The 25,495-nt window shown below is 42.6% G+C and carries 21 protein-coding genes; 1 reads left to right on the top strand and 20 read right to left on the bottom strand.

Translation table 11 applies throughout. The features are described from left to right. The 16 genes from WMO75_RS13080 to WMO75_RS13005 form a co-directional block, all read right to left on the bottom strand. The coding region (locus WMO75_RS13080; RefSeq protein ID WP_349078190.1) for a nucleoside-diphosphate sugar epimerase/dehydratase at window positions 1-697 on the bottom strand (697 nt) is incomplete at its 3' end. After that, window positions 636-1,112, bottom strand: coding sequence for a hypothetical protein (locus tag WMO75_RS13075; protein WP_349078189.1), 477 nt, complete (start codon window positions 1,110-1,112; stop codon window positions 636-638). The genes WMO75_RS13080 and WMO75_RS13075, both read right to left, overlap by 62 nt. Window positions 1,113-1,807: 695 nt before the next feature. After that, on the bottom strand, window positions 1,808-3,397 hold the full coding sequence (locus tag WMO75_RS13070) for an AAA family ATPase (protein WP_349078188.1): 1,590 nt from the start codon (window positions 3,395-3,397) through the stop codon (window positions 1,808-1,810). 221 nt (window positions 3,398-3,618) lie between these two features. After that, window positions 3,619-3,963: a hypothetical protein gene (locus WMO75_RS13065; RefSeq protein WP_022214516.1), complete on the bottom strand. Its 345-nt coding sequence runs from the start codon at window positions 3,961-3,963 to the stop codon at window positions 3,619-3,621. After that, complete coding sequence (locus tag WMO75_RS13060) at window positions 3,960-4,793, bottom strand: hypothetical protein (protein ID WP_173906123.1); 834 nt, start codon at window positions 4,791-4,793, stop codon at window positions 3,960-3,962. Before WMO75_RS13060 ends, WMO75_RS13065 begins: the two co-directional genes overlap by 4 nt. Window positions 4,794-4,815: 22 nt before the next feature. Next, window positions 4,816-5,460 (bottom strand): diacylglycerol/polyprenol kinase family protein, encoded by a 645-nt coding sequence (locus WMO75_RS13055; protein WP_227222861.1) that lies wholly within the window; start codon window positions 5,458-5,460, stop codon window positions 4,816-4,818. A gap of 115 nt (window positions 5,461-5,575) precedes the next feature. Continuing rightward, window positions 5,576-7,972, bottom strand: a complete 2,397-nt coding sequence (locus WMO75_RS13050; RefSeq protein ID WP_349078186.1) for a hypothetical protein — start codon at window positions 7,970-7,972, stop codon at window positions 5,576-5,578. Between the two features lie 306 nt (window positions 7,973-8,278). After that, window positions 8,279-11,776, bottom strand: coding sequence for an HD domain-containing protein (locus WMO75_RS13045; RefSeq protein WP_349078184.1), 3,498 nt, complete (start codon window positions 11,774-11,776; stop codon window positions 8,279-8,281). Then, window positions 11,773-12,324 (bottom strand): hypothetical protein, encoded by a 552-nt coding sequence (locus WMO75_RS13040; protein ID WP_022214511.1) that lies wholly within the window; start codon window positions 12,322-12,324, stop codon window positions 11,773-11,775. Before WMO75_RS13040 ends, WMO75_RS13045 begins: the two co-directional genes overlap by 4 nt. Next, complete coding sequence (locus tag WMO75_RS13035; RefSeq protein ID WP_349078181.1) at window positions 12,317-13,174, bottom strand: hypothetical protein; 858 nt, start codon at window positions 13,172-13,174, stop codon at window positions 12,317-12,319. The genes WMO75_RS13040 and WMO75_RS13035 overlap by 8 nt, the downstream gene beginning before the upstream one ends. 225 nt (window positions 13,175-13,399) lie before the next feature. Continuing rightward, on the bottom strand, window positions 13,400-14,869 hold the full coding sequence (gene spoIVA, locus WMO75_RS13030; RefSeq protein WP_022214508.1) for a stage IV sporulation protein A: 1,470 nt from the start codon (window positions 14,867-14,869) through the stop codon (window positions 13,400-13,402). A 68-nt stretch (window positions 14,870-14,937) separates the two neighbouring features. Then, a complete protein-coding gene (locus WMO75_RS13025; RefSeq protein ID WP_022214507.1) occupies window positions 14,938-15,495 on the bottom strand; it encodes a Fe-S-containing hydro-lyase in 558 nt (185 codons plus the stop codon). 1 nt (window position 15,496) lies between these two features. After that, window positions 15,497-16,339, bottom strand: a complete 843-nt coding sequence (locus WMO75_RS13020; protein WP_118698958.1) for a fumarate hydratase — start codon at window positions 16,337-16,339, stop codon at window positions 15,497-15,499. Window positions 16,340-16,664: 325 nt separating this feature from the next. Continuing rightward, complete coding sequence (locus WMO75_RS13015; protein ID WP_118698959.1) at window positions 16,665-18,353, bottom strand: [FeFe] hydrogenase, group A; 1,689 nt, start codon at window positions 18,351-18,353, stop codon at window positions 16,665-16,667. Window positions 18,354-18,368: 15 nt separating this feature from the next. After that, entirely contained in the window at window positions 18,369-20,240 is a 1,872-nt protein-coding gene (locus WMO75_RS13010; RefSeq protein WP_118698960.1) for an NADH-quinone oxidoreductase subunit NuoF, read from the bottom strand. Further along, entirely contained in the window at window positions 20,237-20,716 is a 480-nt protein-coding gene (locus tag WMO75_RS13005) for a complex I 24 kDa subunit family protein (protein WP_118698961.1), read from the bottom strand. Before WMO75_RS13005 ends, WMO75_RS13010 begins: the two co-directional genes overlap by 4 nt. Before the next feature lie 357 nt (window positions 20,717-21,073). Between WMO75_RS13005 and WMO75_RS13000 the strand changes: the two genes are divergently transcribed. After that, window positions 21,074-22,579, top strand: a complete 1,506-nt coding sequence (locus WMO75_RS13000; protein WP_349078177.1) for a 4Fe-4S dicluster domain-containing protein — start codon at window positions 21,074-21,076, stop codon at window positions 22,577-22,579. Here WMO75_RS13000 and WMO75_RS12995 read toward each other — a convergent pair. Genes WMO75_RS12995 through WMO75_RS12980 form a run of 4 tightly spaced genes read right to left on the bottom strand, consistent with a single transcriptional unit; the run spans window position 22,533 to window position 25,330 of the window. Beyond that, window positions 22,533-23,027: a hypothetical protein gene (locus WMO75_RS12995; RefSeq protein ID WP_227222855.1), complete on the bottom strand. Its 495-nt coding sequence runs from the start codon at window positions 23,025-23,027 to the stop codon at window positions 22,533-22,535. The two genes, WMO75_RS13000 and WMO75_RS12995, sit on opposite strands and share 47 nt — an antisense overlap. Window positions 23,028-23,032: 5 nt before the next feature. After that, complete coding sequence (locus WMO75_RS12990) at window positions 23,033-23,818, bottom strand: glucosaminidase domain-containing protein (RefSeq protein ID WP_227222854.1); 786 nt, start codon at window positions 23,816-23,818, stop codon at window positions 23,033-23,035. Continuing rightward, the gene (locus WMO75_RS12985) at window positions 23,815-24,669 is read right to left on the bottom strand and encodes a bifunctional 5,10-methylenetetrahydrofolate dehydrogenase/5,10-methenyltetrahydrofolate cyclohydrolase (protein WP_022214499.1); all 855 of its coding nucleotides are present in this window, start codon (window positions 24,667-24,669) and stop codon (window positions 23,815-23,817) included. The genes WMO75_RS12990 and WMO75_RS12985 overlap by 4 nt, the downstream gene beginning before the upstream one ends. 31 nt (window positions 24,670-24,700) lie before the next feature. After that, the gene (locus WMO75_RS12980) at window positions 24,701-25,330 is read right to left on the bottom strand and encodes a cyclodeaminase/cyclohydrolase family protein (RefSeq protein ID WP_022214498.1); all 630 of its coding nucleotides are present in this window, start codon (window positions 25,328-25,330) and stop codon (window positions 24,701-24,703) included. Window positions 25,331-25,495: the final 165 nt, after the last annotated feature.

Below are 25,495 nucleotides of genomic sequence, written 5' to 3'. Positions count from 1 at the left end.
AACTTGATCTGCAGGTAGAAATTGCTTCTATCACAAACCGCAGAGCAAGTTTACCTTTGTAAGCGATCTTCAGTTCCTGCTGAACATCGTATGCACCATTTTCATAAATATCCAAGATGATCAACTTACGTGGACTCATTTTGGCAATCTGGCGGCAGAGTTCAGAACCAATGGAACCGCCTCCACCTGTGATCAGGATTACTTTGCCACGGTAATATTCGTTTGTTTTTTCATCTAATACTACCAGTGGTTTACGGAACAGTAATTCCTCGATGTCGAACTCTCGCAAATGACGTTTGCCGCCTGCTGAATAGACCGTTGGATAATCGTATACTTTTAATTTGTAGCCGGCTTTTTTGTAATATTCGTACAGAGTCTTTTTCTTATCGGCATCCATGGCTGGGATGGCAAAGACAATTTCCTGTATTTCGTATTCAGCCAGTTTCTTAAGTGTTGCCTCGTCCTCTGAATATACCGGAATTCCCTGGATCTCACGACCGACCTTTTCCTTATTAATATCAATGAAGCAACGTGGTATGTATGCGGCTTCTTCATTATTAAGAAGTTCTTCTGCAAAGCTTACGCCTACGCGACCGGCACCGATGATCGCAATCTTGATCTTCTGTACTTCTTTGTCACTGGCAGCCTGTACACCGGATACCATGTAAAGAAGCTTCGCAAGAAATCTTCCATGCAAAGTTTCCTGATTGCCGCATTTGTAATGCGTATCGGTACATCATACGGAGTGCAAGTGCTCCCAGAAGGTTCATACAAAACAGGGCGAGCATTCTCGCGAATGTGATCTTGTTAATCGGGAGTATCAGTTCCAGTAATACGTATACCCAAAATGCAACCGCATCTGTGAATAACAGTCTGATGTAACACTGAATGCCACCATATCGCCATACCTGTCCGTAAATATTACCGATTAGTCTTGCAGCGAAGATGCACAATACTGAGAGAATCATCTGCTGTACAACGGTTGGTGTTGCCAGCTTGTCGTTACCGCCGTAGAGGATCAACAGTAACACTGCAACCACCAGATAGATAATCATATCGTATAAAACAAGTGTCCAGCGAATATTTCGTTTTTTGTTTCCGTTACTTTTCATTTGCACCTCTTATGTACAGAAAGTTTCTATATTATTATATAGAAGCTTCCTGTTTTCTTCCTTTCCCCAAGCTTCCCTATGTCACACTGTACCCGCACATGCGTCACATTATAACATACTTTTGGAGCACACACGCATCCAATTTTTTTTATTTTATATATACAATACCATTCTTGTTTATTTCCGTCAACCTTTGTCCCCTGTTGAATTGGTACAAATTTGCTCTGATTATGACTCTTTTTAGTGTTTGCTAGCGGAAACTGTTGGAGAATTTTGGCGGGTGGCGGAGAAATCTGACGGTTTCTACATACGATTGTTTTTTTCATATATTAGCACCGAAATCCATGAATCCAAATTTCGTCCAAGAAAAAAGGTCTGAAATCCAGACCTTTTCCTTAAATAGATATAATTACTTTATCTTCTAATATTCTTCAAACATTTTAATTTGAAAGAGATTTCTTATTTAATGTACCAGATACGTCTGTATCTGCTTCCTACAGTTCTTCCGGTTTGATTACTTTTTCACCATTAAAAAAGTAGGCATTAAATAAATCTGCAAAGTGTTCATTGTCGCGCCAGAATTTTTTCATTTCTGTATCTGGCTTTGCTTTCCTTGTACTTGATAGTTCCATAAAAAAGATATGGTGAACTCCGCTGTACGAACACAAGTAAAACATCAAACGAATAGGAACTATTTACATTATTTCATATTTTTCTATTACGCAACTATGTTTCTTTGTGTCTTTATCATAATTAATTCCAGCCAGCAATAAATTTCCGTGATAATCTTTCAGTGCCTTTACATACTGTTTTTCTTTTATCTGGGCGATTGCGCCGCTGGCGGTTTTGTCCCATTTTAGTTCGATGACTGCTGCCGGTTTGTCTGCATGCAGTTTTCTTGGAATAAAGCAGATGTCTGCGAAGCCTTTTCTGGATGGCAGTTCTCTGACGATGGTATAGTATTCTCTTGCAAAGTAGAATGCAAGATTGATGGTGCAGCTCAGAGAGTTTTCGTTGTTGTACTGCAGGATTGATATCTCATTATGAGCACGGTCGATTCCTTCGGCTACTGTGTCTGCATCCATTTCCCATAAAGCTTTAAGTAATTTCCGTGAATCATCTACGGAACGGATGACTTCGCTCCAGTTCATAGTACTGATCGCGTTTACGTATTCCTGCGAAACTTCTTTATTTGGTATTGTAACGATTCTGTCAGGCCAGTGGTAGCTCAGATATCCAAGATGAACCAGCAGCGTCAAGATATCATCTCGCCCCTGGAAGGATGTCATGTCATTGGAGAAAGTTCCTGTATTAATCTCGATCCGGTCGCCTGCAAGCATTCGGACCACTGCGTCTTTCAGTCCGTCAACATTCATGGAAATGTAGATTTTCAGGGCTTCATAGGTTTCGGTCTGATTCCAGTAGTTGTCATAAATGCCACTCAACATAGCATCTACTACGGATTTTGGGCTGTACATGGCGTATGTTTTTTTGTTGTTACCTTCTAGAGTTACAAGTTCATATCCATCATACCATGCCTGTGCTTCCTGAAAGTTTCTGTCATAACGACTGCAAAGGGATTTTACTTCCTCTCCTGTAAAACCGAAATATTCTGCCATATCACGGGGATTCAGCATGGAGTATTCTGTGAACATGTTCAGGGCGGAGTGGGAGCCGTATTTCTTTATGGGAAGTATTCCTGTCATGTAAGCAAGTGCTACGTATTCTTTATCTTTTAACCACATTCTCAGAAAATCAAGGTATTTTTTCTGGGATTCTATATCTTCTTTATATTCGCGGAACATACAGTCCCACTCATCGATCAGGATTACAAATTGATATTTCGTCTCTGCATAAATGTCCTGCATCGCAAACACAAGATGCTCGCTGTCAACATATTCCGGATATTTTCTTTTTAGTTCTCGGAGCAGGCGCGTCTGTAACATATTCAACATTTCCTCAACGCTCATACTCATGCTTAGAAATTCCTGTATGTTGATCTTGATGACATCATATTGTTTTAAATATTCTTTGTAATCGACTTCTTTGCTGATTTTCAAATCATCAAATAGTTCTTCTGTATTTTCTTCTCTGCTGTAATATGCAGCCAGCATATTTGCTGCCATAGATTTTCCAAAACGTCTTGGTCGGCTCACACAAATGTATCGTTGTTCTGTATTTATTAATTTATTTGTTTTTTCGATTAAACCACTCTTATCTACATATATTTCAGAGCGCAGGCTATATCGAAACAGTGTGGAACCCGGATTCAGATAGTTTCCCATTTTGATGCCTCCCTTTGTTTCAGCAGTCATTTTTTTATATTTAAAGTTTATCATAATCGGCGGGCTTTTGAAATGATTTTCTTCTATACCACCTCTACAGTATTTGTACCGTCCTTTTTTCTTTTATCTCCTATCTCCTTTCTGAACAACCAAGTTTTTTATTTTCTCACCTACTCAGAAAGGAATCTATTCAAAGCTTTGTATCAGGTTGCTTTAATCTTTTACTGGGATATTCCAAAATACTCTGCCACTGATTTGATCTTTGAAAAAGCTTTCACAATCTTTTCTGCTGTTTTTCCTGCACAGTCTACGAATGTCTGGAAGTCGTTTCTGGTAGCCTGCTGTCCTTCTGCTGAGGGGCTTTCTTCTGCTTTGGATAAGATTTTTTTCAGAATTTCCCTCTGCTTTTCATTCAGATTCTCGTCCTCTTCAACACATTTTCTGGCTTCCTTCCATTCTCCATTGTTGGTCTTCTTAGAGCCGTAATTAACTTCATTTTGTTTTCCTGATATTACAATGGAATTTGAGTTTCCTGTAATATTATTGATATTGATAAATGAATTCATAAATCGTCCTCCTCCAGATAATTTTCTTTCCGAATCTGACTGACATTATGTATATACTGTCTCTCTCCTGTCAGTTCCATGCCTTTTATCAGATACTTATTTTGTTCTTTCAACATTTCAAAGCGCTTATCAAAAGTTCTTATCTTATTTTTGACAAATGCCAAATCCGGAACAAAATCTGTACTTACGTAAGTCGCACTGACTTTATCCAGATCATCATTTCTTGATGCGCAGTAGAAAAGTGTATCAAAAATATACAACGAATCCAATTCGCAGACATCATCTACTACAAACTGGACATTCTTATAATCCTCAAGTGATTTAAGTGATCGGCCCAAATCTGCACAACGTTCATCATACTGTTCTAAATTATATGACATTTCGCAAATCAGCGATGGCTGCAAGCTAATGATTACTTTTACAGGATAGCCATTCTGGGCCCACTCCAACATTCGCCTCTTTTCACTTAATTCCAGTTTATCAAGGTCTGAATGGTTCATCTGACCTTTGATAGTAGAAAAAGGTGAAAAATGTCCATATAATCTTAACGTCGGACTGACATTTTCTTTGCTGCTGCAAAATAATATCCTCTCCAAATAGTTATCAATTCTCACGGCACGTTCCAAGCTGTCTTTTACACCAAATCTTCTGGGACAGATTTCACGCATCTCTTTGATTTTCCGAATTGACCAGTCGATTTTATGCGAGTCATCAAATTTTGGAACATTCGGAACACCCGTTTGTACGACGACGACATTTGAACTACCATTCTGGATGATACTGTTTGAATTCTTCTGAATTTTTGTTTTTGAAAATAAAGCTTTTCCCATTTTTTATTCCTCCTCATACTGTTCATATGATGAAGGAAACAATATACGTTCCCAGAGGAATCGTTATGTTATCACTTCCCTTAATGGAAACAGCTTCTATAACAGCAGCTGCCACACTAAGTGCCAGCAACTTCTGTACTGAATAATTCAGATCATAAATAACACTATATCCATACATGGTCATAAATGAAACGAGAAACATTGCCAGAGAACCGGAAACACTTTTCTGACTTCCACGTACATTGTAGATTCCCTTGTGAAATTTTTTTCCAACTAGCGCTGCCATTCCATCGCCATATCCCAGCGGCATGAAATATATTCCCATCGGGATCATATTTCCATAAAGCCTGAAGGAAATATTTACCAGAAGCAAAAGCGAAATAAAGTAATACACGGTTCCGAAACTCTTTTTCTGACCTGGCCGCTCAACGCCATCAAACCATGAATATTTGTAGGACAAAGCCATTACCGTTCCAATGATGATCGGAACTGTGGAACATGCAATTACATTGTCAAAGATATAATTTCCAATGAACCACCAGTTCGCAACCATCATATGTGCAAATTTCCGGCTGAATTCAAGTCCGAAGCATTTCATTTTGGATGAGAAAGCCAGAACTCCTACAATATAAGCGACACTTGCTACAACACCGATCACATTTCTCATTATCTTTTTCCTCCGTTTCTTTATTATTTGAGTCAATTATAACCGGTGTTATTTCTCATAGATATATTTAGTTCGACAGACTTCCCCTTTTACAACTTCAAAAAATCAAATTGTTTTAATTGTTCCCCATATTTTTCCATTTTTCCCCAATAATTTTTTCTATATTGTTTAAATATTCTTCTTTTTGTTTCTTCCAAATGCCACGATCTGTTCGGTTATAAGCTCGTTGCGCTTTATTCATAAATAATCTCCACTCTTCTTTTTGAATTTCGGCTATGCAGACTCCGTTAAATTTCCTCTCTTCTTCTTGAATTTTGGCAATACAGGCTCTGTTAAAATAGTAGCAACTCTGTTGAAACGCAACAGGATATCTACACGCGTTGATATAGTCTTCTACTTTTCTTAATACACTTTCGGCAGCGCCTAGCTCAGCATCTGTGTGCGTATCCTTTAAATACTGCTCTATACATAATTCTGCCAAAACCAGACCATATTGTATCTCAATGATGTTATTATCTACATCACCTTCGGTCAAATAAATATCGATCTTGTTCTTTAATTTTTCAATATCAATCTCTTGACTCAACTTCCACTGGCAAATCCAACTATAAAACTCTGCTTCTGCTTTTTGGAGATTTGAAAGAATCACTTTCGGAATTTGCTGTAGAATTTTTTCTGCCATTCCGTAATCCTGCCCAATATAAATATTATATTTTACCTTCATCAATAAATAAGCTGGCGATAACACTTCTTTTAATTTATATCTGTTCACATATGCAAGAGATACATGAAAATCATTTTCTGCCAGATTGTTTTCACCTCGCAGAATACGTTGATTAATAATATAACCGTATGAAGTAAGCACATCGCGGTTAAAATTGTTATCTCTTGCTACCTTGAGACGGTTTTCGTAAATTTCTCTTACATATTTACCATCTTTACCTCTTAATGAAAAATAAGGTTCCAACTTCATTGTAAGCATCATATATTTTTCTATATTATGTTCACAGCAAAATTCAAGAATTGACTTTACTACCTGAAATTCTCCTTCTCGATCCAAAAAGCACATTTTTCCCTTATAAATTCCTGCCATTTCATTACTGTCCAGTGCTTCTTCCAGATAACGAATTGCCCTTTCCATGGTTTCTTTATAGAATTTCTCCTCATCTATCGCTACATCCGTACTGAGTTTATACAGAATAAGGTTCCTCATTAACGGAAAGAGCCTTACTCCTGGATAGGGCGCATCACTGTTTCTGGATTTTCCACCTTCCATAAGAAAAAGATTATGCAACATATTGTCCATAATATTGCCATCGGGATTCATATTATTCAGACTCCACATCATCTTTTTGCTCACGCTCGTTGCGATACATGCTATTCTTTCTAATACCTTCCGCTCTGTTTCACCAATGCGATTCCACATATCTTCCATTAATTCATTCCATAAATATTGATAAGTTTCTTTCCCTTTTTCATTTTTCCACAAAGTTTCTTTCAGGATCTGTTCCATTCCTATTCCATCCACATGGTATAACTTCCATATAAGTTCTCCAATTTTTTTAACAGCTATTGGAATGCCACCTGTAATATTATGGAATTTGTTCAATGCAATTTCCATGGTTTCTTTAGTTTCTGAGTTTTCTTTGTTCAATATCTTATCCAGTTCTGGAACATATTCTTCCAGCATTTGCCGTGTACACTGCATATTATTGGTGAGATCATTAAATACAAGAGTCTCCGCTTCTGCCGAAGCGTCAATTCCAGCCATGCTATGACTTAATATTAAAATTTTGGCTTTGGCATTTTTCAGGAAATCATAATGGTCAAATTTTCCATATCCTATCCGTATAACTACATAATCCCCCTGCAAATCTTTCCTTAGTTGTTGTTCCATGGTATCTGAATATTCCATTTGTTCAATATCATAGATATACGGAATGATTATTGTTTCTTGTCCTTTCTGCTTATCTAATAAATATTTCTCAACAGAAACTGTAATCCCACTTTTTCTTGTTCCCTGAATTATCATACATTTACTTTCTTTTTTGAAAAAATCATCTAATTTTTTGCGTAACTTGTCCGGACATACGACTCTATCCCATTCTTCTTTCTCTTCTTCCGATAATTCATGAGAATATTCCACTACATATGGAAGTCCTGATGTATTTATATTGACTTCCCTTTTTAATAACTTTCTCGCGATTTCTTTATACTCTGTCACAAATTGAGACAGTTCTATTCGCGGCACGTGATATGTTATATGAAATTCAATGCAGGCATTTAACAGATTTTCTGCCTGTTTCCCTGACACGCCTTTCTGTTTATATTGATATATTGTATTCGCTTTTATCTTTTTTCTAGAATCAGTTTCCTCTCCATTCATACTGTTGGCGATTTCTTCACATATTTTCTTTTGGTTCCATCCCAAAAACTCACGGCACTTTTCTACATAATCATAAAATCTTTCCCCTAATTGAATTCTTAAATTTTCTTTTTCCCTTTTTCTCATAAGTTCTGCTCCCCACATTTGATATTTTGCACTCGCAGCTGACATTCGTAATGCCTGAATATATGTAATAATCTTACAGATATCTCAGCCAAATAGTGCTCCCCCACAGATAGCCAGTCTGTTGCTGCTTAATGCTTTTTCATCCGTCAACAATTCTCGATGTTTTTATTGTATCATATATGGGACAGTTCTTGTCGTTCTGTATATCGAAATAGTAATTCGTTTTTTCGACATAGTTATACAAAAAAGAAACCACTCCAGCCATTCAAAAACTGGAATGATTTCTTTTCTGTTTTGCGTATTATATCAAATATGTTTTTTCTTGTTGATGTAATTATTGAGTACCTCGAATTGCTTCGCATCTATGTTTGTTTTTTCGGTGCATGTGATTCTGATCTCTATTTCACATTCGAAATAGTTATTTACATTTCTTCTCAGGTATTCTTTTAATGCGGCAAGTTCTCTTATGAGGTAATCATTTTTTACGTTAAACCACTGGCACAGGAAATTGCAGTTCCTTTCTTTTTCATTATCTTCATTATTTTCTTCGCACTTCTCGCCACAGATCAGGATAATCTGATGTTGAGATATTCGCGTCCTGTCGATTTTTACTTTTTCGCAGGGCTTTTTGCAGGCAAATGCGGACATTTGAGACATGGCTACGGGAATTTCCAGGATTAATTTTTCTGTTATTGTCTTTGGAATAAGTCCGCCTTCTTTGTTGTTAATCTCATATTCCGTATAGAGTTTATATCCCTGCGTCAGCAGATGTGAGATCCAGTGAAATGCCGATGTTTCTGACATCTGCTGCATATTATGATGCAAAATCGGCTTTGACACTCTGTAATTGCTCATGTCTAATAAGTCTGCAAGACGGATTAGTATTTTATCGAATTTTATGCTGAGAAGTTGTTGTGAGGCAACGGATTTTCTTCCATAAATATCTCGCTCATCTGCACCATGCGCTTCTGAGACTTCTGCAACGACTTCACGAATCAGGACATCGAGATATGATATATCTGATCTTTTTCGTATTTCTGCTGCACTGTCTTTTTCATGTCTGCCACGAACAATTTCTTCAAAATATCCGTCGATTTTTTTGTAACTGTCCAGCATATATTTTTTGATGCACAAAATATCCGGTCCGTTTTCCGGTAAATTTTCCTGTTTATATTCGTCCTGCAGATCTTTTGCCAGTTCATCCGCTTTGTCTGTATCTATGAGAAAAAGATCTGACGAAGGAATCTTTACCATTGATATGTCATGCAGATAACAGGCAATAAATAAAATGTAATAGTCTATCGCGGAAATCTTGAAAAAATCAATTGTGTGGATCAGTTTGACTATGTTCTGGATCAAAGTGATCGCATGTTCCTGGTTATGTAACGTATAAAAATATAGATGTTTCGAACCATTCTGCCAGACATCATAAACGTATTTGTGTGTAAGTATCAGATTGTCAATTTTTACCGGATCTTTTACAAAGGAATAAAAGATTTCCATGACCCGCATGATTGAGTAATCTACAACACCTTTATTGAGAGGATCTTTCAGCACAATTTCTCTTTTTCGAAACTCTTCTGTCTGGAACCAGGGATTTCTCAAGAAGGCCAAAATTCTGAGTTCTCCATAGGTTAATGCTTTCTTACTGTTTTTCGCAAGGACCGGATGATCTGAAATTTCAACGTTAAACAGGTACGAATAAATTGTATTCATTACCATTCTGAGTATTTTCTGCGTATTTGCACGGACCAGTTTCATCTTGTCATAAAGACCTTTTTCTTCTGAAAACAGTATTTTCACTATTTCTTCATCTTGTTGTTTCTGGAATCTGGCGCAGTAATACTCTGCAACTTCATAATGTTTATTTGCATACTTTTTCAGTTTGATCTGTGCTAATCTCTTGAGGCTTTTGTACGAATCGTCATAAAGAATATGCAGTTCTTCTTCAGTCATATCTGCATTGTTTCCCAGTAATTCTCTGTAGGTACATTGCAGATATGAAAATTTTTCTCCGCCTTTTTCGAAGCACAGTTTATCAATCTCCTGTACATATCTTCGCAGTTTGCTGATTTCCTCTTCGTTTGCAAAAGTCTGATACATGCCTACTGCTGCATCCCATATATCATTGCTGTAAGATTTCATAAACCGTTCTAATATGTCTTTCTTTTCCTTTGCTGATTGCACCCTGCCATCTATGAACCTTTCTAATGTTTTGTCCTGAACTCCGGCATAAATAATCTCTTCCAATTCCTCTTTATAGATCTGCTCATCCGAATCATCTTCCGGACGGTGCATTGCAGATAAACGTTGCTTTCTGTATTTAAAAAATCTATAGTATCTTATAAGCCTGTCTTTGAATTTTTTTGTATCGCGCACCTCTGGTTCTGGCAGGTTCTGCTTCTCTTTTTTCTGACTCTGACCTTCCAGTTTATCCAATTGTGCTTTTACCTGTCGGCACAATATCTCAAATTTTTTCTCAAGGTTTCTGTTCTCTTCATCTGAGTACATCCTGAAGAAATCACTTCCAGCCTGGGACATCTGCCGACTTATGCATTTCAGATAAACTTCACTTTCATCAAGACGATCCAGACGAACATAGCTACTTTTGCCGCTCAGATGCAGCCCAACACCATAAAGGTTGCTTTCGTAAAATTCCTGTGTATTCTGAGGATAAATTTCTGTATTTTCCTTCTGATACTTTTTCAGAAACTCCTGTTCTTTTTTTGTAATCTGCTCATTAATGTTTTCCAGTTGTTTCTGAAATTGATCTTCCTGTATATCATTTGTAAAAATGACGGAATCATCTACATAAAAATAGCTCACTCCCGTAAATGTATCTCGGAAAATTTCGGAAACTATTATCATGTATATATTTCCAAGGAAATATGACTGTGGCAGGCCCTGGGGAATGCCTCTTACAAATTTGCGTGATTTTACAGCAGTCTCAGGGGGCTCTGCGTCTTTTGTTTTTTCGGTGTTTACTGTATTTTGCTGTTCATCGTCTTTGCTTTTCGGTGTTTTATGCTTCGATATCTTTAAATACTGTTCCTGTAGTTGTTCAGTGAATATTGTTGTATCGGATTTTCCAAAATCAAGTTCACAAAACAATAACTTCCGCAGCACTGTCTTCATAAGGCTCATATCCTGTTCTGACAGATGTGCCGGTAAATATCCGATGATATAGTGGTATATGATAACCGGATTAATTGTTGGGAAAAAATTTTCGAGGTCTAATGTGACTTCGTATTTGTATTCCAGAGATGTGTGATATTTTTTCAGTGCATCGTTGCTGTTCTGGTTATATTTCTGGTATTGTTGTTTCCATGGTTTAAACAGGCTCTCTGGCTTTACGGAAACTCTGTTTCCATAGAAATCTGAAGGAATCAGGCGGCTTAGATTTGACAGGGTCAGCTTTGAATTCTCCTTCTCCGGTATTTCATAAACAAACAGATGAAGCATTGATACAATTGCAATCTGGGTAATTAAATCTGTAGTGTGGAGTGGCCTGAATTCCAGTTTTCCATCGACTAATTTTTTCGGTTTGAAGTATACTTTTGCCTGGATAAATTCGTCTGGATCATCCAATAACTGTTTGATTCGTTTTTTTACATCTTCTGTCACTTTGCTGACAAGTCGTTCATCAAATTTGTCCTGTAACTGATGATATAGATGTCGGTCTTCCGATTTCAGTAAATTGTATTCAAAGATGTACGAATTTAAGGAATAGATTGCTAAATATATATTGATATCGGATAATAAATGTTCTCTGTATTTCGATTCCTGCCCTGTCTTTGACTTCATTTTCCGCTCTCCTTTGTATTATTCGGTATATGCTTGTCCAAAAAATCTTTAAAGTCTGATACCACTTTATCTGATAGCACTTTATTCGATTTCTCTTTATTCAATTCCACCTTATCCATTTCATATTGCTCATGGTAAATATATCTCTGCATATCGCAAAGAATGCTGCCTTCAATTGTTAATGTTTTTTCTGAAACAAAGTCAGGACCGCCCAATATAGATTTCTTAACTTTTCCGTTTTCATCTGTTTCAAACAGCCAGTATCTGTCAATTTTTAATGTAAGATTGTGATATGATTCTGCTGCCTCAAACAGTGCTTTCGCAATTTCATATTTAATTGAAAATGCTTTTATGAATATACGAAATTCTTCTATGAATCCCGGCAAATATGTTGCGTTATAAGCATAATCCCGGCTCGCATGACATAAATATGAAGAAAAACATTTTAGTCCGTCTTCAAAAATATCCATAGAATTTTTGTCTGTTTTTAGTTCATTATAGAATTCATTATACGATTCCCATGTTGATTCATCCATATTATTACTCATTTGTATTTTCTCCGTACCATAAGTCTGAATAGACTAATTTCAGATAGTTGTGAAGATCTTCTTTCCATTTTATATAATTCTGATACTCATCTTCCCAGTTTCCTTCATTCATTGACTGGAGGCACGCAGCCGCTTCCTCTTTATCACGCATCAATCGTTCATAGAGTTCGTCTTTAGAAGCTGTTATTTTATTTCTATAATCAGGGAAGTTTCCCGTCCGAAGCAGATATTTCCCCACGGGTGGTTTTTTATGCATATCTCTGATTTTCTTTTCTTTCAGGTTAAGAGGTTTTTCCTCTATCTCTAATGGGAGAAATGGCGGTAGCAGCACTTCCTGCTCAATATAATTGGAATACTCATTGCCTGATAAGAACTGCTGAAAATCAACTGATGGACTTTCTTTTGGAATCTCCACTTCTAAAAGGATTACATTATTTTTTTCGGCAAACTCAGTATCATAGGCTCCTTTTGTGCAGGCAACAAAAGATCCTGTAAAACCCTTCTGGTATGCATTTAATGAAGCCTGCCGGTCTACTCTTTTTACCTTAACTACTGATATATTTTTTTCTTTTTGCAGGCACATCATCGAAAACACTCCTGTATAAATAGCAAGTGTCTCGTCCAGCCTCTCGATAAATACAGGTTTTAATTTTTTCTTTTCTTTGAATATCCGCTCTTTTTCGTTTTCGTATCCATCAAAAAGCAGTGCATTTAACGTGCGATATGCTTCATTGTCTCCCCACAAAGTATCTTTTGAAGATTTTCCAAAAGCTACTTTTCCGTCTTTAGTTCTTTCTCGAATATCTCCACCATAGAATCTCAGCATGTCTACAGGTGCGCTGTGCTCCATATGATTTTCCTCCTGATATTTGTTTCTGTTTGTAAAAATAATGATTTTTGGTACCTTTATTGTATCATATGTTGGACAGTTTTTAGCATTCTGTATATCGAACTATTCATTCGATTTTTCGATATGTTTATAACCATATATTGAAAAAGGTATGAGGAACTTCATCATTAAACAACAAAATTCTTCATACCTTTTTCTTTAAATTGACGCGGATTCACATTTCGCTTAGATAATAATACACACCATCCCGCCCTTGCTGTCGTTAACGATCTTTTGCATGGTGTCCTGGAGTTTGGTTTGGCTTTCTTCGCCGATGGCGGAGATTTTGGTGCGGATGCCGTCCTGGACGAGCTGTTCGATGGATTTGCCGAAGATGTTGGTTTCCCAGATGCTTTCGCCGCGCTGGCTACTCTCGCCGATGTACTGGATGAGGTCGTTGGCCTGCTGCTCGGTGCCTACGATCGGGGCGATCTCGGTTTCGATGTTTGCCTTGATCATGTGGATGGACGGGCTCTTGGAGCGGATCTTTACGCCGAATTTGTTACCCTGGCGGATGACGGTCGGGTCTTCGATCTGGATCTCGGAGAGTTCCGGGACGACGACGCCGTAGCCGGTCGAGCGGACGGCTTCGAGGGCTGCCTGGACTTTGACGTACTGCTCTTTCATGGCTGCCAGTTCTTTCATGGTGTGGATCAGGTCGTATTCGCTTTCCATAGTGATGCCGCTCATTTCGCTTAAGATCTTGTAATAAAATTCGTCTTTGACCTGGATACGGATGCGGACGATCCCGGTGGAAAGATCGACCTGATCGAGAAGTGTCTCCTGAATATAGGGTCCTGTGAGCTGAACGGAGTCCTTGGTGATGTCGCGGATGTGCGTCAGATTCTGCATGTATTCGCGGATCTGTGTGAGGATCTGAGCTTTCAGTTCGTGCTGTGGTGAAAGCATTTCGACCCATTTCGGAATGTAGAACTGGATCTCACTGACCGGGAATTCGTAGAGGACATTTTCCAGGATCTTTATGATGTCTTCTTTGCGGAGCTGTTCACAGTTGGCGGAGATCGTGGTCACGCCGTATTTGTCCCGCAGCTCCCGACAGAGTTTCTGGGTTTCTTCTTTATATGGTGTCTGGGAGTTGACAAGGATCAGAAATGGTTTGCCCTGTTTTTTTAATTCTTTGACCGTGAGTTCTTCGGCTTCGATGAAATTTTCTCTCGGAAGCTCACCGAAACTGCCGTCGGTGGTGACTACGAGGCCGATCGTTGCGTGTTCCTGGATAACTTTGCGGGTGCCAACCTGGGCGGCTTCGTGGAAGGGGATGGCTTTTTCGAACCATGGAGTTTTGACCATCCGCTCTCTTCCGTCTTCAATGTGGCCGGAGGCGTCTTTGACAAGAAAACCGACACAGTCGATCAGTTTGATCTGAACTTTCTGGTCTTCGCCGAGTGTCACGGGAATCGCTTCTTTTGGGATAAATTTAGGCTCTACGGTAGTAATGAGTTTCCCTGAACCGCTCAAGGGAAGCTGGTCGCGGACTTCGGCCTGCTGCCCCGGTTCCATGGCGGGAAGTGCCACAAGTTCCATAAATCTTCGGATGAACGTTGATTTTCCTGTCCGTACAGGCCCGACAACGCCTATGTATATATCACCACCGGTCCGCGCCTGAATATCCCGGTAAATCTGAAAATTTTCCATAAAAAATCCCCCTGCATATATTGTAACAGTCCCATGTATCGTTACAATATATGCAGGAGGAAACTATTTTATTTACGGTTTTTGAGGTATTCTGCTCTGCCTTCTTCGTAGAGGTTGTTGCCTTCGCTGTCGATGATCACGACGAGGGGCATTTCTTCTACATAAAGTCTGCGGAGTGCTTCGGACTGGAGATCTTCGTAGGCAACCAGTTCTGCACTCTTGATGCATTTGGCGAGAAGGGCTCCGGCTCCGCCGATCGCTCCGAAGTAAACGCCGCTGTATTTCTTCATGGCTTCTACGACTTCCGGAAGGCGGGCGCCCTTGCCGATCATTCCACGTGCGCCTACGGACATCATGGTCGGTGCGTAGGCATCCATTCTTCCGCTGGTGGTCGGGCCTGCGGAACCGATGACCTGACCTGGCTTTGCAGGGGTCGGGCCTACATAGTAGATGGTTGCATCTTTCGGATCAAAAGGGAGTTCCTCGCCGCGTGCAAGTGCTTCGCACATTCTCTTGTGTCCGGCATCGCGGGAGGTGTAGATGGTTCCGGTCAGGTAGACGGTGTCGCCTGCGTGAAGAGTTCTTGCCAGTTCTTCTGTTAATGGCAGTGTGATGTGACGTTCCATATTAAAGCACCTCCGTTTTGTGGCGTGTTACGTGGCAGCTGATGTTGATCGCACATGGCATGCCGGCGATATGGGTTGGCATGGTCTCGATGTTCAGGCCGATGGCTGTGGTCCTTCCACCGAATCCCTGCGGTCCGATTCCGAGCTGGTTGATCTTTTCCAGCATTTCTTTCTCCAGGTCAGCATAATATGGATCCGGGTTCTGGGTGTCTACCGGACGCATGAGGGCTTTCTTTGCAAGAAGGGCTGCCTTGTCAAAAGTTCCTCCGATTCCGACACCGACTACCATCGGTGGGCACGGGTTCGGGCCTGCTGTCTCTACAGTCTCCAGAATGAAGTCTTTGATTCCTTCGATGCCTGCGGATGGCTTGAACATGCGGATCGCGCTCATGTTTTCACTTCCGAAGCCTTTTGGTCCGACGGTGATGCGGATGTGCTCGCCCGGAACGATCTCGGTGTAGAGCATTGCCGGTGTGTTGTCACCTGTGTTTCCTCTGCGGACAGGGTCTTTGACAACGGATTTGCGGAGGTAGCCATTTGTGTAGCCTCTGCGGACACCTTCATTGACTGCTTCTGTCAGATCTCCGTCTGTGATATGTACGTCCTGACCGATCTCCAGAAAGACGCATGCCATACCGGTATCCTGACAGATCGGAACCTGCTCATTCTCTGCGATCTGATAGTTCTCGATGATGTTGTCGAGGACACCGCAGGCAATCTGTCCGTCCTCGCAGGAACGACAGGCCTGGATAGCGGCCTTAATATCAGATGGCAGGACCTGATTTGCCTCGATGCAGAGACGCTCGATGGTGTCTGTGATAGCTGATGCTTTAATTTCACGCATTTGCATTTACTCCTATCTTTCGTTTTTGTGCCGACAACAACATGGGGGCTGTATCATCCTGCGAAATGTGAGTGACGCAGGATGTCAGATTCTCTGCTGTCTCTGGCACTTTTGATTTTATTTTAGACTATCTCGTGTAAATCTGCAAGTATCTGTAAAAAAACAAGCAGTTCTTAACAACAAAACAACCAGACCCCTGTCGAAGTATCTCTCTTCATGGAGTCTGGTTATCTTTTATGTCAGATTTCCTATGGCAAAAAATCTAAGCATGGATTTTATTTATCTTTTTCTTCTAACTTCCCCCTCGGAAGTTATACGCGCGGAATTAATAGAATTCGTTATGGAGCAGTTCGTGCTCTTTGCCCTTGAGAAGTCCCTGGTAAAGTTCGAGTACCATCGGGTTCTCGTCGGATTTCTTGATGATCGTAGTATTATCTGCATTGTACAGACCTCTTGCTCTGGCGGCCTTGGTCCTGTCACCGGATCTGGTCGGCTGACCGCCACCCATGATACAGCCACGACGGCATGCCATAACTTCGATCAGATGGTATTCTGCTTCGCCGTTCTTTACACGGTCCATAACGATCCTTGCATTGGCAAGTCCGCTGGCTACGCAGATCTTGACTTCCATTCCTTTGTATGGGATGGAGAATTCCTTGATTCCCTCATCTCCACGAACACCACATTCAGCGATCTCTCGCATTGTTTCTTTGCTGTGATCCGGAGTCAGACGGCGGAGAACAGCCTCTGTAACACCACCGGTAACACCAAAGATAACACCACCGCCGGAACCGAATCCAAATGGCATATCACATGCTTCTGGCTCAAGTCCTGCAAAATCAAGACCAAAGTTGTCGATCATGCGGAGAAGCTCTGTGGTTGTAATAACAATATCGGTATCTTTCTCACCATGTGTGTAGCTGTTCGGACGAACTGCCTCTGCTTTCTTAGCAGTACATGGCATGATGGAAACCATAACGGTCTTCTTGCCCTGGGCATGTTCCGGATCACGGAAGTATTCCTTGATAACTGCGGAAAGCATTCCCTGTGGGGACCTGCAGGTAGAAATATTCGGGATGTAATCCTTGTACTGATCTGTGATAAATTTAACCCATGCCGGACAGCAGGATGTCAGAAGCGGAAGTTTCTCACCTTTCTCGATACGGTTAAGGAATTCTGCACTTTCTTCCATGATGGTAAGGTCGGCACTGAAAGTAGTGTCATAAACTTCGTCAAAGCCCATGCGGTGAAGTGCATTGACGATCTTGCCCATTACACTGCGGCCCTTCTGGAGTCCGTAATGATCTCCTACTGCAACACGTACCGCAGGTGCGATCTGTGCAACTACACGGATATCCGGATCTGCGAGTGCCTTAAAGACTTTGTCTGTGTTGGTATGGATGGAAATAGCACCTGTCGGACAGAATGCGCGGCACTGTCCGCAGTTTACGCACTGTGTCTCGGCAATCTTCTTGTTGAACGCCGGCATAACCATGGCTTCTGTTCCACGGAATGCAAATCCGAGTGCGCCGATTCCCTGGATTTCCTCGCAGGCACGTACACAGTTTCCGCAGAGGATACATTTATTCGGATCGCGAACGATAGATGGAGAACTGAAATCCAGTTCATGCTGCTCTCTGGTGTTCTGGAAACGGACGGTTCTTACACCGAGACGATGCGCCAGTTCCTGGAGAACGCACTCACCGCTCTTGATACAGGTCGTACAGTCACGACAATGTGCTGCAAGGAGCAGTTCCACGATCAGTTTACGATAGTTTCTTAATTTATTGGTGTTGGTATGGATGACCATACCATCGCGCGGTACTTCTGAACAGGAAGCAAAGGTTTTGCCTCTGTCGTCCTCTACTGTACATAAACGGCATGCTCCAAATGTAGAGAGCTCCGAATGATAGCACAGGGTCGGAATATCGATGCCTGCGTTACGGATAACGGTCAGGACGTTTCTTTCATCGGTAAATTCAACTTTTCTACCGTCAATTGTCATTGTACCCATAAGTCAGCCTCCTTCCTATGCTTCCACATAAACCGCATCAAAGTTACAGTTGTCCTTACAGGAACCGCACTTGATACATACGTCATTGTTGATGTGATATGGGGATTTGATCTTTCCGCTGATCGCACCTGCCGGGCAGTTCTTTGCACATTTGCCGCAGCCGATACAGAATTCCGGATTAATGTGGAATTTACGAAGTGCTGTACAGACTTTTGCACGGCATTTCTTGTCGCGGATATGCTCCTCATATTCATCACGGAAGCGTTTCAGTGTACTGATAACAGGAAGCGGGGCACTCTTGCCGAGACCGCACAGAGCCATGCTCTGAACCATGGTCGCAAGTTCTTCCAGTTCGTCGAGATCGGACATCTCGCCCTTGCCATCTACGATCTTCTCGAGGATCTCGAGCATACGTTTGGTACCCTCACGGCACGGAACGCATTTACCGCAGCTCTCACGCTGTGTAAAGTTCATGAAGAATCTGGCAACTTCAACCATACAGGTATTCTCGTCCATAACTACGAGACCGCCAGAACCCATGATCGCATCGAGAGATTTGACAGAATCAAAGTCCAGAGGACGGTCGATCTGATCTTCGATCAGACATCCACCGGATGGTCCACCGATCTGTACGCCCTTGAATGCAGCGCCGCTCTTGAGACCGCCGCCGATGTCGTAAATGATATGACGGAGGCTGGTTCCCATAGGAACTTCGATAAGACCGGTATTCTCGATCGCACCGGTAAGGGAGAATGTCTTGGTTCCCGGGCTTCCCTCTGTTCCGATGGTACGGAACCAGTCAGCACCCTGAAGGATGATCTTCGGAACGTTGGCATAAGTTTCTACGTTATTGAGGACAGTTGGTTTCTCCCAAAGTCCCTTCTCTACAGTACGAGGTGGTTTGACACGTGGCATGCCTCGTTTGCCTTCGATGGATGCGGTAAGGGCGGAACCTTCACCACAAACGAACGCACCGGCTCCACGGTTGATATGTAAGTGGAAGTTTACACCGGAACCGAGGATGTTATCGCCGAGGAGTCCATAAGCCTCTGCCTGCTCGATCGCCATGCGGAGACGCTTAACAGAAAGCGGATACTCTGCACGAACATAAATATAACCATTCTCTGCGCCTACAGCGTATGCGGCGATGGTCATACCTTCGATCATCTTGTATGGATCACCTTCCATTACGGAACCATCCATAAATGCACCCGGGTCACCTTCATCACCGTTACATACTACGTAGCGTACTTTTTCTTTCTGGCGTGCAACCTGAGACCATTTCTTGCCGGCTGGGAAACCAGCGCCGCCACGTCCGCGAAGTCCGGATTTGGTCACTTCATCGATGACATCCTGTGGAGTCATGTCGAAGAAAGCTTTGGCCATAGCCTGGAAGCCGCCTACTGCGATATATTCATCAATGGATTCTGCGTTGATATTTCCGCAGTTTTCCAGAACGATCCTGGTCTGCTGATTCAGGAAAGGAATGTCTGACGGATGAGGACAGACTGTATCATGGTCACGGTAAAACAGACGGGTAACCGGTTCTCCTTCCATTACAGTGCGCTCTACGATCTCCTTGCAGTCCTCTACCTGCACATGTACGTACTGGTAATCATATGGTTCAATCTTCATCAGAGGTCCAAGTTCACATAAGCCCTGGCATCCGGTCTTGACAACGCCGACATGTGGAACGTCCTTCTGCATTTCTACGCTTACCCAGTCGAGATTCTCACACAGTTTCGCCATCTCGTCGTAAATCTTCTGCGCGCCGGAGGCGATACATCCTGTACCTGAACAGACAAGCACACGACAGGTAAAAGTTTCCAGGGTATTCTTTGCTTCGGCCTGCTTCTGGAGCAGATCTTCTTTACTCACAATACTCATACCGTCTCACCTCTCAATTCGTTTAACAGATCAATAGCTTTCTCAGGGGTCATCTTCGGATGTACTTCGTCATTTACGGTAAGAGTCGGTGCGAGTCCGCATGCACCAAGACAGGAAACCGTTTCTACTGTGAAAAGCATATCATCCGTTGTATGCTTCTTGTTGCTGAGTCCAAGCTCCTTCATGAGAGCTTCCTTGACAGGCATGGATTTACGCACATGACAGGCTGTTCCGTCACAAACCTTGATCACATATTTGCCTTTCGGCTCAAAGGAAAAGTTCTCATAAAAAGTAGCGACGCTGTATGCCTTCGCCTCGGTCACTCCAATCTTGGATGCAACATAGGTCAGAAGCTCTCCCGGCAGGTAGCGGTACTCCGCCTGGATATCCTGCATGATCGGAATCAGTGATGCTGCTTTCGGTCCGTAATGCTCGATGATCTCATCTGTCTTCGTGTAATAAGACTGATCTAACATTCAATTCCCTCCTTGTTAAAAATTTGCTTTTGTCTGCGCCCATTATTTTGTATAATTTACACAGCCTTGTTGTATTTCATTATACATTAAGTAGTCAAATTATACAAGTGAAATATAGGAAAATTGAATTAATTTATTCATGTTTTTATGTTTTTCGTATTATTGTGTATTTTTTAACAGATTTTATAATTTTTTATCAATCTATTTCGCTATAGTAAAGTGTTTCTCATTTTGTTTCTCTTATGTGCTTCGAAAAGTACAGGAATTTTGCATTTTCGGATTGATTTTGGGAATTCTTTCCTATATTATAGGGAGCGGTAGATGAATATTTTTCTTATTTAAGGAGATGAAATAGATATGCGAAATTATGATACCCCAGTCAGAGAAATCCGACACCAGGTTTATACTGAAGTGGCAAAGGCCGGATTTGAATCTTCTGACGAAAGCCTGATCCATGATATTGAATCCATCCCATACAATATCGTCAGTGAAACTGCCCAGTATCGTGAGAGTATTTACAGAGAACGTGCCGTTGCAAGCGAAAGAGTCCGTCTCGCCATGGGGCTTTCTCTTCGCCCGGAAAGCAAGGCGGTCCATCTGACCGACGGTCTTGCTGCCAGCAATATCAATGAGAAATATTATGAGCCGCCTCTTATGCAGGTGATCCCATCTGCATGTGCAGCCTGTCCTCCGAACAAATACATTGTCAGCAACATGTGCCGCGGATGTGTTGCCCATCCATGTATGCAGGTCTGTCCGAAGGGCGCGATCTCTATGAAGGACGGAAAGTCTTTTATCGATCAGGAAAAATGTGTAAAATGCGGAAAATGTAAAGCAGCCTGTCCTTATGATGCAATCTCCCACAACGTGCGCCCGTGCGAGCAGGCATGTGGTGTCAAGGCGATCGGAAGTGATGAGCAGGGGCGTGCGAGCATCCTGGATGACAAGTGTGTTTCCTGTGGTATGTGTATGGTAAGCTGTCCGTTCGGTGCGATCTCTGATAAATCTCAGATCTTCCAGCTTGCGCATGCGCTTCGTGACGGCGATAAGATCGTTGCGATCGTTGCACCGGCTTATATCGGCCAGTTTGGTGATGATGTGACCCCTGGCAAATTCAAGACAGCTCTGCAGGTTCTTGGTTTTTCTGATGTTCATGAGGTTGCGTTTGGTGCGGATGTCGGTGCGATCTCTGAGGCACATCATTATGCACATGAGGTTGCAACAGGAAATCTTCCGTTCCTTCTGACTTCCTGCTGTCCGTCCTGGTCCATGATGGCAAAGAAATTCTTCCCGACCATGATCGACAATATCTCACAGGAGCTGACTCCTATGGTTGCCACTGCACGTAAGGTAAAGCAGGATGATCCGGATGCGAAGGTTGTCTTCATTGGACCTTGTGCTTCCAAGAAACTGGAAGCGATGCGCCGTACTGTGCGAAGTGATGTGGATTTTGTTTTGACTTTTGAGGAACTGGATGCGATGTTTGATGCGCGTGAGATCGAGCCGGCTTCCTTTGAAGACGAAGGTTCCCTGCATGATGCTACTGCCGCCGGACGTGGATATGCGGTCGCAGGTGGTGTTGCAGGTGCGATCGAGGCCTGTCTGAAGGAATATTATCCGGAAGTTCCGGTGCATATTGAGCATGCAGAGAGCCTGGCAGAGTGTAAGAAGATGCTGGCTTTGGCGAAAGCCGGGAAACTTAAGGGCTGTATGATCGAGGGTATGGCTTGTCCTGGTGGATGTATGGGCGGTGCTGGTACGAATGTGCCGATTGCGAAGTCTTCTAAGGCGCTTAAGAAGTATGTGGCAGGTTCTTCTAAGAAACTGCCGGCGAAAGAATTGAAGGAAATTGAGCTTTCTTGAGATTTTTTTGGAAAAAGCAAGTGTAAAAAACTTTTTTTTGCCTGGGGAATGTATTCGCCGGGCTCTTTTTTCGCTTTTGGGAAGCAAGGTAAACTGCAAAGGGACGTCGCCCGTCCCCCTGCACACCCTGGGCTGGGTGTTTGACGGGAATTTTGTTTTTTGGTCGAGGATTGTGAAAAATTTTCCTGGTGGTCCAGGCCGGGAGATTTTCGTTTGAATAGGTTGGGGATTTGGAGGGACTCCCTGAGTCACGGTGGATTTTTGGGGGAGATTTCCCCCACGCGATATCCAGGCTCCATACCACGCTACAAAAATGCTTCCCCACACCAAAACCAATGCCGATGTTTTTCCCAAAAGCCCAGGGGTGTGCAGAGGGGACGGGCACGTCCACTTTGCGGTTTTGGTTTTTGCCCAAAAAGAAAAGAGGATATAAGGAGATGTCAAACATCTCACTTATTCCTCCTTGAGATTGCTCAGTAGATTGAGTAGTTTCTCTCCGTAGTTTGCCCCGGCGGCCCAGCCGCCTCCATTGGGATTTTCTTGCTGTCCGAGCCATTCGACGTATGGGGCGCTGCCTCTTTGGACCATGTTGAAGCGGGTGTCTACGCAGTCCTGGTTGAGGGATTCGTCGCAGGCGTAGGCTTTTAAATGCTGTACCTGTGCGCGGATCCCGGTTCTTACGTCGGGGTAGGATACGCCCTGAACGCCGCCTCCCGTGGTTCCGAGTCCTGCGAAGTTGTACTGGGAGATTCCGGAATCTCCTCCGTACTGAAGCCATCCGGTCTCGAGCATTGCCTGTTCGAAGACTACTTCTCCCCGGACACCTTCGGCATTTGCTTCTTCCAGAATGATCGTGCAGAAATCATCAATCGTCTCTGCACCGCCTTCTTTCAGAGATGCGGACGGATATTCGGATCCGTGTGCATTGTACTGGGAAGTCATCTGTGCCAGGGAAACGGTTGTCGTCCCCATGATCGTGTAATAACCATAAGTATTGTCGGTGGAATCATCCACGAAATTCGGATCTGAGGTAAAATCCGGCGCGTTAAGACTGGCCGGTTTGTGGATCTGGCCTTCGCCGGAAAGATCGGATACTTCATCATCTGCCTTTGTATCTGAACTTCCAAATACGCTCGTCTCTCCATTATCCCCAGACGCCAGACAAGGTGCCCCTGTTATAAGGGCACCTGCCAGTATCATCTGTGAACAAAAGAGCATTGCTTTTTTGTTTCGAATCATCCATTTACCTTTCTCATTGCAGCTTCTACTACATGTCCTACAAGAACGGATGTGGTAACGCTTCCAACTCCGCCAGGAACTGGTGTGATCGCATCAACAATCGGCTCAACTGCAGCGTAGTCAACGTCTCCACAGAGTTTGCCTTCTGCATTTACGTTGATACCTACATCGATGATGGTCTGTCCTTCTCTGACATAATCAGCACCAACAACGCCTGCGCGTCCGGCTGCTACGATCACGATGTCTGCTTCTTTTGCAACAGACGGCATATCAACGGTTCTTGTGTGGCAGATCGTTACGGTTGCGTTTTTCTTAACCAGCATCATGGCTGCCGGTTTTCCAACTACAAGGCTTCTTCCGATAACAACGGCTTTTTTGCCTGTGCAATCGATTCCGTAATGATCCAGGATCTCCATGCATGCCTGTGGTGTACATGGCGGGAAACCGATTTTTTTGCCGGTGAATACGCCGGACATGGAAAGATCTGTCATGCAGTCAACGTCTTTTTCTGCAGCAAGTGCATTTTCGATCACTGCCTGATCCAGATGTTTCGGAAGCGGACGGAACAGAAGAACGCCGTGGATGTGGTCGTCTTTGTTTACTTTGTCGATGGTTGCAAGGAGTTCTTCCTGAGTCACATCTCCCGGAAGAAGGATCTTCTCACATGCTACGCCAAGAGTTTCGCAGCGTTTTGTTGCTCCTCTTTCATAAGAAATATCGCTTGGGTTTTCGCCAACACGAATGATGCAAAGTGTCGGGTTTACGCCTTTGCCCTGTAATTCTGCTACATTTGCTTTGATCTTTTCATTCAGTGCTGCTGTTACTTCTTTACCTAATAACTGCTTTGCCATTTTTGTATTTCCTCCGCTATTTTGTTGCTGATTATTTTAATCTGCCAAGAACGCTTTCGAATGTCTCATCTGCCATCTTGGTGTATTTCTCAAGCATTGCGTCTGCTTTTTTGTTGAGTTCTTCTGCGTATTCTCTGTCTGCCATGGATTTTGTATTGATGTAGACATTCAGGCTGGCACCCTGTAATGCTGCTTTGCAGAAAGCTGCTCCAACACCGGCATCACTGATCGCCAGTTTGGAACCCTTTGCGCCGAATTCAACGATCAGCTCGATCGCTTCACAGCATTTCTCCATGATCTCCATCGGTACGGAGCAGGCATCTTTCAGCACGATCTCCATAACACGGGCTTTTTCTGCTTTTTCTTCTTCGGTTTCTTTTGGCATACCATATGCTTTGGAGAGCGGCTCAAAAACTTCTGCGTCTCTTTCGATCAGACGAAGGAAATCTTTCTGGAGCTGGTCGCATTTTGCTTTGAGCTCCCACATTTCGTCTTCTACGTCTGCATATTTTTTCTTACCTACGGTAAGACTGCCTACCATATTGCCAAGTGCAGTTCCAACTGCACCAACCAGCGCTGATGCACCGCCGCCGCCCGGTACCGGGGCTTTAGAAGCGAGAACTTCGACGAATTCTGTGCATGTACTTGTAGAAAATCCCATTTTTTCTCCTCCTGAAAAAAGTGACCCGATAAAAGAGGGGTCTTTTATGATTTTTCTTTCTTCTTTTTTATAATAATTTTTTTCATATTTGGAAATATGGAAACCTGCGAGGGGAGAGCACTCGAAGTTGCGAAGGCCGTTCTCCCCTCGCGCTCCCCTCCTGGC

The sequence above is a fragment of the Blautia intestinihominis genome (genome assembly GCF_040096655.1).
Taxonomy (GTDB): Bacteria; Bacillota; Clostridia; order Lachnospirales; family Lachnospiraceae; genus Blautia_A; species Blautia_A intestinihominis.
The sequence above is the reverse complement of the archived record's forward strand: the minus strand, read 5'-3'. Positions and strand labels throughout refer to the sequence as shown.